The organism is Pelosinus baikalensis, assembly GCF_020819555.1.
Taxonomy (GTDB): domain Bacteria; phylum Bacillota; class Negativicutes; order DSM-13327; family DSM-13327; genus Pelosinus; species Pelosinus baikalensis.
In genome coordinates this window covers 96,827-108,483 of record NZ_JAJHJB010000017.1, presented here as the reverse complement: position 1 = coordinate 108,483, position 11,657 = coordinate 96,827, and the positions used below count along the sequence as shown (strand labels likewise).

General features: G+C 39.0%; 9 protein-coding genes. 3 read left to right on the top strand and 6 right to left on the bottom strand.

Annotated elements, in window-relative coordinates; genetic code table 11:
- Positions 1-97: 97 nt before the first annotated feature.
- Positions 98-1,864 (bottom strand): hypothetical protein, encoded by a 1,767-nt coding sequence (locus LMF89_RS13405; protein WP_229535535.1) that lies wholly within the window; start codon positions 1,862-1,864, stop codon positions 98-100.
- A gap of 777 nt (positions 1,865-2,641) precedes the next feature.
- Here LMF89_RS13405 and pssA point away from each other — a divergent pair.
- The 3 genes from pssA to rsgA all read left to right on the top strand — a co-directional run bounded on the left by pssA (position 2,642) and on the right by rsgA (position 6,326).
- On the top strand, positions 2,642-3,163 hold the full coding sequence (pssA, locus tag LMF89_RS13400) for a CDP-diacylglycerol--serine O-phosphatidyltransferase (protein ID WP_229535534.1): 522 nt from the start codon (positions 2,642-2,644) through the stop codon (positions 3,161-3,163).
- A gap of 447 nt (positions 3,164-3,610) precedes the next feature.
- Positions 3,611-4,954 carry an MATE family efflux transporter gene (locus tag LMF89_RS13395; protein ID WP_229535533.1) on the top strand — a complete coding sequence of 448 codons (1,344 nt, stop codon included), beginning with the start codon at positions 3,611-3,613 and terminating at the stop codon, positions 4,952-4,954.
- Between the two features lie 283 nt (positions 4,955-5,237).
- Positions 5,238-6,326 carry a ribosome small subunit-dependent GTPase A gene (gene rsgA, locus LMF89_RS13390; protein WP_229535532.1) on the top strand — a complete coding sequence of 363 codons (1,089 nt, stop codon included), beginning with the start codon at positions 5,238-5,240 and terminating at the stop codon, positions 6,324-6,326.
- A 94-nt stretch (positions 6,327-6,420) separates the two neighbouring features.
- Here rsgA and LMF89_RS13385 read toward each other — a convergent pair whose 3' ends face one another.
- The 5 genes from LMF89_RS13385 to LMF89_RS13365 all read right to left on the bottom strand — a co-directional run bounded on the left by LMF89_RS13385 (position 6,421) and on the right by LMF89_RS13365 (position 11,624).
- Entirely contained in the window at positions 6,421-7,692 is a 1,272-nt protein-coding gene (locus LMF89_RS13385; protein WP_229535531.1) for a porin family protein, read from the bottom strand.
- Between the two features lie 106 nt (positions 7,693-7,798).
- Entirely contained in the window at positions 7,799-8,767 is a 969-nt protein-coding gene (locus tag LMF89_RS13380) for an ABC transporter ATP-binding protein (protein WP_229535530.1), read from the bottom strand.
- Positions 8,767-9,771: an ABC transporter ATP-binding protein gene (locus LMF89_RS13375; RefSeq protein WP_229535529.1), complete on the bottom strand. Its 1,005-nt coding sequence runs from the start codon at positions 9,769-9,771 to the stop codon at positions 8,767-8,769. The genes LMF89_RS13380 and LMF89_RS13375 overlap by 1 nt, the downstream gene beginning before the upstream one ends.
- Positions 9,772-9,781: 10 nt before the next feature.
- Entirely contained in the window at positions 9,782-10,690 is a 909-nt protein-coding gene (locus LMF89_RS13370) for an ABC transporter permease (RefSeq protein WP_229535528.1), read from the bottom strand.
- A gap of 1 nt (position 10,691) precedes the next feature.
- Positions 10,692-11,624: an ABC transporter permease gene (locus LMF89_RS13365; protein ID WP_229535527.1), complete on the bottom strand. Its 933-nt coding sequence runs from the start codon at positions 11,622-11,624 to the stop codon at positions 10,692-10,694.
- Positions 11,625-11,657 lie beyond the last annotated feature (33 nt).

Sequence of the window (11,657 nt, the reverse complement as noted above, 5' to 3'; positions counted from 1 at the left end):
ATTGTTCGGGTTTTTCTAGCCCATAATGGATAACCCTTCTGTAATATATCTTACAAGGGACAGGTTCTTTGACACCAGGACACGGGAACGGTGATACCTAATTGCTCTTACTCAGAATCATTTGAAGCAGCTCCCGTGCTGCCTCTTCTGGACCCTTGCGTTCCCAGCCTGTAATACTAAGCCTGGTACGCATTTGACCAACAAATATTCCTTGTTTAAAAAATGCATCAAAATATTTCTTGGCGATTATTTCATGCAATTGTCTATATTGGGATGGACCAAACACATTTGCAAAATAGGTCTGTACTAAACCTGTAGAGGTCGTAGTGCCTTTACTCATAACCGCTCCAGCTCTAAAGACATTAATCGCCTCTGTCGCATTCGGGAATTCTTCAATAATCGGATGGTCTTCGTCAATCTGATCAAAATTATTGCAGTATAATAAGAAATCAACTTTATGCCCTTTGACTATTTTATCATATGTCGTAACTGGCAAAATCGTCCGAGCGTTTTTCTGGCTTGGGTTCATAATAATGGCTCTATCGATCTGACCAAAAGCATAGCCTGGGTTCAAATCATCTAACCTAACATATGCCCCTATTTCAGTACCATAGCCAATCACCTCACCCTCATCATTGATTGACAGAGAACCCATATCATCTGCAATGACAATGATATCTTGAATATACTCTTCCCCAAGGACACGAAAAGCCTCCAAGGTTTCGGATTTCCCTGCTCCTGTATCTCCCATGACAAGTACATTCGCTTCCTCATTACCCTTCAAAATAATCCTAGCCATGGCACCATGGAAAGGCATTTTGCCATTCTTCATCATGCGTATATTATGCAAGGTGAGAACCATTTTTTTCAAATAGCCGAAATACCCAAACTCATCTCGATTCGGGATGGCTGCTACTAATATTTCATTCTCATTATCCTCATAAAATACAGTCGGCAACGAGTTCGTCAGATCATCTAAGGTGTTTCCTGGCACGCCAAAAAGGAACACGGCATCTGGTTGTTTTTTGAGTTCGTCATCATCCGCTATTTCAAATAGATTACACAAGGAAAAACCGAGTTCAAAAAATCTCTCATGAAAATAAATAGCAATAACTAAGGGTCCCACCTTCGCTGGATAACATAGCCATTCCTCTGCATTAATATCTACTACGTCCAGTGGATTTTTAGCAATTCTCTCAAATTTACCGTTCCGTTTATTCATGGGAGGATCTAAAACCAAAGGCGGATAGATACAAACCTGACGAATCATCTGAATCTGATTCAGCTTATCATAGATTTGCCCCGAAAAAGGTATCTCTCCAATAGTGCTAATCGCTGCCAGTTCCGCACCAGCAGTAACCTGCCTAAACACCTTGGGGTGATGTGTAATATTGATTTGTAAATCTCTATACGTTTTTCTTACTAGATGATTCAATTGTTCTATCGTAGAATGGAAGGTTCGATAAGGCCGAGTTTCCAAGCCATCATCTTCAGAATGACAAACGATAAATCGATTAAAATTCCGCCAAAAATTATATAAATATTGAACAAAATCATTCAGCAATTCCGGATTCTTCGAAAATTGTTCAGACCCTTTTACAACCTGCCCAACAAGGCTGACAGGCATTTTACATATATAGTGAAACGTATCAATTAAAAGCTTGATATCTTCCTCTTTAATATCGTCCTTATTCGCAAAAATGTCTAGTAAAATAGATTTTCGTTTCGATAGTTCTTTGACAGCCATGGTAAGTATGGTAGCAAATAAATCACTACACAATAGCTCTTCCGATGTATCGCAGACCCTATTCTTTAGTTTAATAATAATTTTTTTGTCATTAATTTTACTTGAAATCATACTCACAGTTCCACTCTCCCAATTTTTCATGATCCATTCAACATGGTTTTTTATATTTCACATCATCTTACTGGCTAATCGCATAACAATTGGATTATCCATTTAAGAATTTAGATGGTTGAAATCTGCTTTATACAAGTTACATTTCTTTCAAAAATTAATCACAAGAGAATTTACAATCATTTTACCGCAATTTATAAAATTGGTAAATACTTCTAATCGTTTTTTGGCAATATAATAATGTATACTGAAAAATTTTGCACATATGAAAGAGGACAGCAAAAATTAAACAGCCTCAATTCGATAGAAATTCGAACTAAAGCTGTTAATTTTGCTCTTTTATACTGTAAAAAATCACACTTTTTAAGTGTATTTATCGATAAGCAACTAAAAGCTCGTGATGAAGTAGCAAATCCCTGAATTCATTTTACTTAAAAGTACCCCCGGACGTTCCTTATTTGGCACTATTCTGAGCATCTATTGACTTATCAAGTTGACAATTAAGGAGCGTCCCTTACTGTCTCCTTCGTTTTCATTCTATACTCCAATCACTTATTTTGCATGTCTTCAAATAATCATAAGCTTTTCTTTAAAAAGCAGTATCTCATATTCTTACTCTATTTACCATTTAAAGTATAAAAATCCTGCAAGGCTAGGCAACTTTGCAGGATTTTTATACTTTTTCCAGAATATGTTATGCTATATTGAAGTGCCTGGGAAGCATAATCGTTCTCGTGATTTAAATGTAATATATGGAAATTAACCTTTAAAGGAGTGGTTACTGTGACAATCATAACAAAAAGCGCTATACCGAATTCATTGACTCTTGCCAATTTAGGGTGTGGCATAATGTCTATAATGATGCTATTTCAAGTAAATTATATATGGTCTTGCTTTTTTATATTATTAGCATGTCTTGCGGACCGGTATGATGGACTCGTTGCTAGACGTCTAAACGTATCAAGTGAATTAGGAAAAGAACTTGATTCTCTTGCTGATTTAATTTCTTTTGGCGTTGCCCCTTCTATTCTTGCTTTTAATCTTTATGGATTTTCCCAATTAGGGATTTGGGGATATTTATTGGTATTATTATTACCAATGGCTGGTGCTTATAGATTAGCTAGATTCAACGTGACTGAATTTGACGGAGAATTCTACGGTATCCCTATAACTTTTGCTGGTATGTTTATGGCCATATACTGCCTATCTACAATAAACTTCTTATTACCTTTAGGAATTACTGTAATATTAATAATTGCTTTATCTTATCTTATGGTCTGCAAACGCAAATTTAAAAAATTCTAAAAAACAATGAGAAGTATAAAAAGATATTTAAATTGGAAATTAAGGACAAAGATCACAGGGGCGGTTCATTTTAGTCATTCCTATCTTTTGTCTCATGTAAAATTACAAGTTTGACAACAAAGCATCTATTTCATATAATATAATTAAATTCACTGTGAAAGGAGGCCAAGAGTGTGAGTACTGTTTTCGGTTATATGCAATGCGATGTAAAATCACCTGTTAATGCAGTCAAATTAGTCGTTAACAGGATACGTCTGTCCTTTTCTCAACAAACTTCATACCGAAGAACAGCTACCGGAAGCTCTTGGCAACCTATAAAGTACGGCAACTAGTTTACATCTTCTTGCCATATACAGAAAAGTTGTTACTCTTTTCTGTATTTACATACTTACTACCAAAAGACGCCGGTTATTCGGCGTCTTTTTTACTTTCACAGGAGGAAATACTATGAAACAAATAATCAGTTACAAAAAAATTGGTGAATTAGCTTTTCCACTTATTATTTCTCAATCAATCGTATTAATAAGTGGCATGATTGACCTTGCTTTTATCGGTCCCTATGGTACTGAGGCCATTGCTGCCGTCTCAATAGCAAACGCAGTATGCGGTACACTATTCAATTTTTTTGAAGGCTTCAGAATTGGCACAACCATTTTAATCGCAAAATCTTCGGCTGCTAGCAACCTATCAAAAGGGATAGCCGTAGTTAATACTGGGTTATTCTTAGCTACCATTATTGGTATAACGATCATTGCTTTTGCCCCATACATTAGTAACATTGTTTACGATATTGCTGGCAATGAGCAAATTAAGTATTACGGTATAGATTACCTGAGAATATGGCTATGGACATTACCTTTAATATTATTTTCAAATGTACTTGTTGGATTATTTAGAGGGCTGGGCAATACGGTAACACCGCTATACAGCACCATAGCTATTTGCATTTTAAATGTCTTCTTTTCCTATTTGTTTGTCTATGGCAGACTCGGTTTTCCAAGTCTTGGAGTAAAAGGATCTGCATTAGGAACTTTGACTGCCACTTTTGTTGGTTTACTGATCACAGCATATCTGGCTCTAAAAAAACCACTTACGACCAAATATATTAACTTGAAACAACCTTTTTTAAAAGAAGTCTCAGAATATATTACTCTTGCAATAGACGTAGGCCTTAACACAGGTTTTACACTCCTTGCACTATTGGCTTTTGTCTATATAATGAAACAATTGGGAGTTGTAGAGTTGGCGGTGCACCAAATTACTTTGCAAGTTTTCAATTTTGCCTATCTACCAGCAATCGGTTTTTTAATCACAGCATCAATTATCACACCACAACTATTGGAGTCTAAACAAGAAGATCTTCTTATACCTACCGTTAACCGCATATGCAAGATGAGTTTGGGCGTCATCTTCATTACAAGCGGATTGCTGTTTATTTCATCATCCACTGTCAGCAGCTTCTTTAGTCCAGCTGATAAAATAGTGGCAAAACAAGCGGCGCAGACAATAAAGCTCGTTTGTTTTGGTCAATTGTTTTGTTCTATTTACATGGTACTACGCGGCTCGTTAACCGGTTGCAAAGACACTCGATTTATCCTTTATGAAGGATTAGTATCTGATTATCTCGTATTTCTGCCACTGGCATATCTATTTGCTGTAAAATTAGGCTACGGGGTATACGGAGGTTATGTGGCCTTTTTATTATGGTGCATTACCGATTGCACAGCGCTTACCATTAGGTTTTATCTACAAAAAGGCTGGCGACAAAATCCACCACATATTGAGAGATAAAATTCAACTTAATAGAAGCTCTAGCCACTATAACCAAAGCCTTTTTAGAACTACCCCATGTGTCTACTAGCATGTAATATGTTATAATATAATGATTGAATATGCAGTTTGCGTAGAACAACAGTTTTTCGATTGTAGACTGCATGTTATTAACGAAAGGAGTTGTTATTATGTTTAACAATAATATAACGGGGATTGTAGCAAGCTGGGAGGTGCGTACAAAATAATGTAGTGTATAGACCTCCCAAAAGCTTATGTTACCAAACTTTTGGAGGATATAAAAATGAGTAAAATAGATATGAGTAATTTAGGATTCAGCCAAAGATTTATTACCGAGTCAACATTATATGACAATCTCTATGTGGGGCGGATAATTTCCCAATACAAAGACTTATACAAGGTCGTAACAGAAAACGGTGATTTAACTGCTTCTATTTCCGGGAAGTTTCGTTTTGCTGTCAAAACCTCATCGGATTACCCTGCAGTTGGTGACTTCGTTATGCTTGATCGAAATCATGATATCGGTGGAAATGCAATTATTCACCACATTCTAACAAGAAAAAGCGCTTTTATTAGAAAGGCTGCGGGGACTTCGAATGAGGAACAGGTGGTAGCTTCAAATATTGATACGGTTTTCATCTGTATGTCGCTTAATAATGATTTTAATCTCCGTAGGTTAGAGCGCTATCTTGGTGTTGCCTGGGACAGTCGAGCAATTCCGGTTATCGTCCTTACTAAGGCTGACTTATGTGATAATCTCCCTCAAAAGTTGGTAGAACTTGATGCCGTTGCCTGTGGTGTTGATGTGCTTGTTACTTCTAGTATGAATCAAGATGGATTCTTATCTGTCAATAATTATATTGGAAGCGGCAAAACTATTGCATTTATCGGCTCATCTGGGGTTGGAAAATCGACCTTGATCAATCGGCTCATGGGCAAAAACGCCCTTGAAACGCAAGAAATAAGAAATGATGATAAAGGCAGGCATACTACTACCAGACGGGAGCTCATTATTCTTCCAAACGGCGGCGTCGTTATTGATACCCCAGGGATGAGAGAACTTGGGATTGAAAGTGCTGACCTATCAAAAACTTTTTCCGATATAGATGACCTTTCAACAAAGTGTAAATTTCATGATTGCACTCATACGAGTGAGCCCAACTGTGCAGTACAAAAGGCCATAAATGATGGTTTATTATCTAATGAGCGGCTCGCAAATTATGTAAAGCTAAAAAAAGAGGTTAAGTATGAGGGCTTAAATTCTAAGCAGATTGAAGCTGAGAAGATTTCCACCATGTTCGCTGAAACAGGCGGAATAAAAAATGCAAGAAAGTTAATCAAAGAGAAAAATAACAAAAGACGGGGTTTTTAAAAAAATCATAAGCTTCCTTTGAAACAAACTCCTGCAAGGCTAGTCCGCTTTGCAGGAGTTTGTCATATATATTATTTTTACATTCCCTAGAATATTAGAATTTGTAACTAAGATTAGTTATAAAATACTGCCGAGCATCTCTACTATTTCCAGCATAATTTTTCATATCACCATAACTCACATGAAGTAGTGCGCCCTTTAATGGAACATAATCTACAGCATACTCAATACCTTGAATATCATCCATGGCATTAACCTCCATAGCGAAAGTAGCATCTACTGTACTCCAATACTCAGGATCAAATTTGGGTGCTGCCTTTCTGTAAGCGATGCTAGCATCCCAAGAACCTACTTTTTTGCGATCAGCCTGTCTAAATGTCACACCAGTCATCCATGCTTTGGCGTTGCTAACATCATTTTTACCATATTCACCAACGATTGCGAGGTTTTCTAAACCATTGTAACCGAAACCAACTGTCCAAGCTTTGTACTCGGCGTCCTTAACCTTGGGTGTTTTATCTTCATTAATCCCAGTATAATCGGAATCCTTTAGGTAAGACGCTGTGACATCCAAATCCTTAGTTAAATTCGTTGTAACATCAGTAAAGAAGTATTTTTTCTTGTCTGCTGCACGAGCATAACCAACTTGGCCTTTTACCTTGCTGCCAAAGTCAATCTTTGCACCATCCCAGTTGGAATCAGTATCTACCAGCAACCCCTTCCCCAACGCTAGGGGCATTCTGCCAAACATTACACCAACATCACCAATTTTACCTGTCACATACGACAAATTGATCTTCGTAGTAGAACTTGCACTATCATCCTTTCCCTCAAAGGAAGTAATATTATTACTATTAACAAAACGGGTATTAAACTTCCAACTATCACCTAAATCAACACCAACAACAAATCTTGTTCTAAAGTTTACGTCATCAGAACTGCCTTTCGTATGCTCATAGCGAACACGAGTGTCACCACTTATTGTAACCTTTTCAGGCGCGGCGGCAACAGCAGGTACTACGGTCTTAGGAGCGGTCGCAGCAGCATAGACTCCTAGATTGGTAAGCTCGCCCTTAAATTCTACGGCTAATTTATCAATGGTTGCCTTTTGTTCAGCGCTTGCTTTACTCTCATTGGCTAGTGCTTTACCAATAAACGTAGCCAATTCATAACGAGTAAAAGTTTGATTTTTGCTAAAATTAACGTCTCTATATCCTTCAAAGACACCCCCTTGTACTAGTTTTCCGATTGCATCATAAGTCCAGTTTGTTGTAGGAACAAGTTCAAAAGGATTCGCGGCAAAAGCTGTTGCTGACATACTCAATAACGATCCTAAGATGAATGATTTCACTAATTTTTTTCTCATAGTACACACTCCATCTTTTTTTGTTAAACGCTTTATGAATACCTTATAAGTTCGTGAGCTACGTTCCTTGGTAAACATCACCCCCTCTAAGTTCTCATGTGCAAGATCATTTTTTCAAATGACATGCTACAAAGTGCCCATCTCGATCAATCAACTTTGGTTCCTCTTCAGCACAGACTGACATGGCATGCGGGCAGCGGGTACGAAAGCGACAACCGGAAGGCGGATGAATTGGATTGGGTACATCGCCCTCTAAAGGTACGCGCTTTCTAGCGGCTTCTACTGTTGGATCTGGAATAGGAATAGCAGCGAGTAATGCCTGTGTATAAGGATGCTGTGGTGAACCGTATAACTGCTGGGTCTGTGCAAGTTCCACAATTTTCCCTAAATACATCACGGCTACTCGTGTACTAATATGCTTGACCATCGCCAAGTCATGAGCAATGAATAAATAGGTAAGCCCAAGCTCCCTCTGCAACTTTTCCAGTAAATTGACTACTTGAGCCTGAATGGAAACATCCAAGGCAGAAATAGGTTCATCGCAAATAATGAGGCTCGGATTGACGGCTAATGCTCTGGCAACGCCGATTCTCTGCCGTTGTCCACCACTGAACTCATGGGGAAAACGGTTGGCGTGTTCTTTATTGAGCCCTACTAGGCTTAATAACTCCATAATACGAGTATTTCGTTCTATGCCGACAGCAAGCTTATGAATATCCAGTGGCTCGCCGACAATATCTCCTACCGTCATCCGTGGATTCAGAGAAGCGTAGGGATCTTGAAATATCATTTGTATATCACGGTATAGGGGCTGATTTTTACCACCAGCTGCAACAGATTTGCCTTTATATAAGACATCTCCTTCTGTTGGCTGATACAGACCAATAATCGTGCGACCTGTAGTAGACTTACCGCAGCCACTTTCCCCGACTAGACCTAAGGTTTCCCCTGCTCTAATACTAAAATTTACATCATCAACTGCTTTTAAACAGCTTGTAGGTTTTCCCCAAAAATCAGTTGCTACCGTGAAATATTTTTTTAAATTGCGAACCTCCAATAATGGTTCTGTTGCCATTATACCGGCACCCCCCGCCTATTTTTAGGTGCGCTCTCATGTTGTAACCAGCAACGAGTCATATGATGTTCATTGATCATACTATCCTCTGGATACATTTCCATACACACCTGCATAACGTGAGGGCAACGGGGAGAAAATGGGCACCCCTTTGGCAGGTCCAATAGGTCAGGTGGCTGTCCATGAATAACCGCCAAAGGTTCCTTGGTGCTGACATCCGTCCTTGGTAGAGATTTTAGCAAACCCCATGTATAGGGATGCTGAGGGTTGTGAAACACATCATATGCAGAACCACTCTCCGCAATTCTGCCGGCATACATGACAATCACCCGACTGCATAGACTGGCGATAACTCCCAAATCGTGGGAAATCATAATAACAGACGTATTAAATTTCTGATTGAGACTTTTTATCAAATCCAGGATTTGTGCTTGAATGGTAACATCCAAGGCAGTCGTTGGCTCATCGGCAATCAATAGTTTCGGGTTACATGCCAATGCCATGGCAATCATCGCCCTCTGCCTCATGCCACCACTGAATTGATGAGGATAATTTTTAACTCGTTCTTCTGGGCAAGGAATGCCTACCACTCTTAGCATCTCTATAGCCTTCACCAAAGCTTCCTTCTTTGACATTTTTTGATGAAGCTCTAGGGATTCAGCAATCTGTCTTCCAATGGTTAAAACAGGATTTAAAGAACTCATAGGATCCTGAAAGATCATACCGATTTCATTACCTCGGATTTTTTCCATTTCCTTATTTGATTTTCCCAATAAATCCACACCATCAAATAGGATGCTGCCTTCCACAATTCTTCCCGGGGGACTAGGGATTAACCCCATGATTGCATGAGCCGTCACACTCTTGCCGCAACCTGACTCTCCAACAATACCAATCGCTTCCCCAGCCTTAACTGAAAAACTAACTTTCTGAACTGCCTTCACTTCACCAGCATAAGTATCAAAGGATACTGCTAAATTTTGTACTTTTAATAATGATTTCATAATTGACCTCCTAACGCCGCATACGGGGATCTAAGGCATCGCGCATACCATCCCCCAGAAAGTTAAATGCAAGCATCGTAACGCTGATCGCCATCGCTGGGAAAAACAGTTGAAAAGGGTAGGAACGCAAACTGGTAATTCCCTCAGAAGCCAGTACGCCCCAGCTAGCCATTGGTGCAGAAACGCCAAGTCCAATAAAGCTTAAAAATGCTTCCGTAAAAATAGCCGTTGGTATTGCCAAGGTCATAGTAATAATAATGGGTCCCATAGTATTGGGGATCAAATGCCGAAGCAGTATACGCCAATTACTCGCACCAATTGTCCTGGCCGCCAACACATATTCCTGTTCTTTGAGACCTAGTATTTGACCACGTACAATACGAGCCATCTGTAGCCAGTAGGAAATCCCTAAGGCAATAAAAATATTTGTTAGTCCTGGCTTTAACACTACCATCAGCAATATTACATATAGTAAAACAGGAATGCTATATAGAACGTCCACGATGTTCATCATATATCTGTCAACTTTGCCGCCTGAAAAACCCGCTATGCCGCCATACAACACACCAACAGTAAAGTTAAGTAAACTAGCAACAATTCCAATAGACATGGAAATGCGGGCACCATACAATACGCGAATAAAGAGATCTCGTCCCAAGTTATCCGTACCAAACCAGTGTTCAATACTCGGAGATTGATTTGCTTGTGATAAATCCTGGTCTGAATAAGAAGCTTGAGACAATACAGGTCCAATTGCTGCTATTAGAATGACAAAAACAACAATGTATAGCCCTGCCATAGCCATTTTATTTTTTTGTAAACGCATCCAGGCATCCTGCCAATACGTAATACTTGGTCTAGTAATGTCAGCAGCCTGATTATAAACAGCTGGCTTAAATAATTCTAGATTCACCTGCATGCTACTCCTCCCGCTTTGTGCTCAATTTTATTCGTGGATCTAACAAGGGATAGATAAGATCTACCAGCATATTTAATCCAACAACCAAAATGCTGTAAAAGACAGTCACGCCTAAAATAACCGTGTAATCACGATTATAGATACTTGTCACAAAATGACGCCCGAGACCTGGAATGGCAAATATGGTTTCTATTATGAAACTACCTGTCAATATTCCGGCCGCCATAGGCCCAATATAAGTAACAACGGGAATCAAAGCATTTTTTAGTGCATGACGATAGAGAATGATATGCTGAGGCAAGCCTTTGGCTTTCGCAGTCTTAATATAATCCTGCCCCAGCACTTCCAGCATAGAGGAGCGGGTCAGGCGAGCGATAAAAGCCATAGGCATACCAGCCAAAGCAATAGCTGGTAAAATCATATACTCCACTCCACCCCACATAGCCGCCGGTAATAATTGCAATTTTATTGCAAATACATAAACAAGAGCAGTAGCAAGAACAAAACTAGGTACTGATATACCAATTGTAGTAAAAAACATGGTCAGATAATCCTGCCATTTATTTTGCCGCAAAGCAGATATGACCCCTGCCGGTATTCCGATAAAGATAGCGATGGCAATACTTGCCGCACCCAACTGTAGAGATACAGGAAAGCTTTCGCCAATAATATCATTCACCGTACGACCAGGATATTTAAAAGAAGGTCCTAAATCAAAGTGAGCAAGGTTCACTAAATAGTCCGAATACTGTTTCCATAAAGGATCATTTAATTTATACCGTGCCTCAATATTTTTCATAATGGCATCGGGAATTTTCTTTTCATTGGTAAAAGGCCCCCCAGGAATGGAATGCATTAGGGCAAAGGTAACGGTAATGATCACTAGCACTACGATTATTGAATTAAAAGTACGTTTAAGTGTGTAACTGAACATTCTTTCACTCCTTCTTTATAAGGAAGATGCATA

Excerpts from the sequence above, each read along its gene's own strand:
- rsgA (WP_229535532.1), top strand. The coding sequence starts at position 5,238 with ATGAGTAAAATAGATATGAGTAATTTAGGATTCAGCCAAAGATTTATT.
- LMF89_RS13365 (WP_229535527.1), bottom strand. The coding sequence starts at position 11,624 with ATGTTCAGTTACACACTTAAACGTACTTTTAATTCAATAATCGTAGTG.
- LMF89_RS13375 (WP_229535529.1), bottom strand. The coding sequence starts at position 9,771 with ATGAAATCATTATTAAAAGTACAAAATTTAGCAGTATCCTTTGATACT.
- LMF89_RS13395 (WP_229535533.1), top strand. The coding sequence starts at position 3,611 with ATGAAACAAATAATCAGTTACAAAAAAATTGGTGAATTAGCTTTTCCA.
- LMF89_RS13370 (WP_229535528.1), bottom strand. The coding sequence starts at position 10,690 with ATGCAGGTGAATCTAGAATTATTTAAGCCAGCTGTTTATAATCAGGCT.
- LMF89_RS13380 (WP_229535530.1), bottom strand. The coding sequence starts at position 8,767 with ATGGCAACAGAACCATTATTGGAGGTTCGCAATTTAAAAAAATATTTC.
- LMF89_RS13385 (WP_229535531.1), bottom strand. The coding sequence starts at position 7,692 with ATGAGAAAAAAATTAGTGAAATCATTCATCTTAGGATCGTTATTGAGT.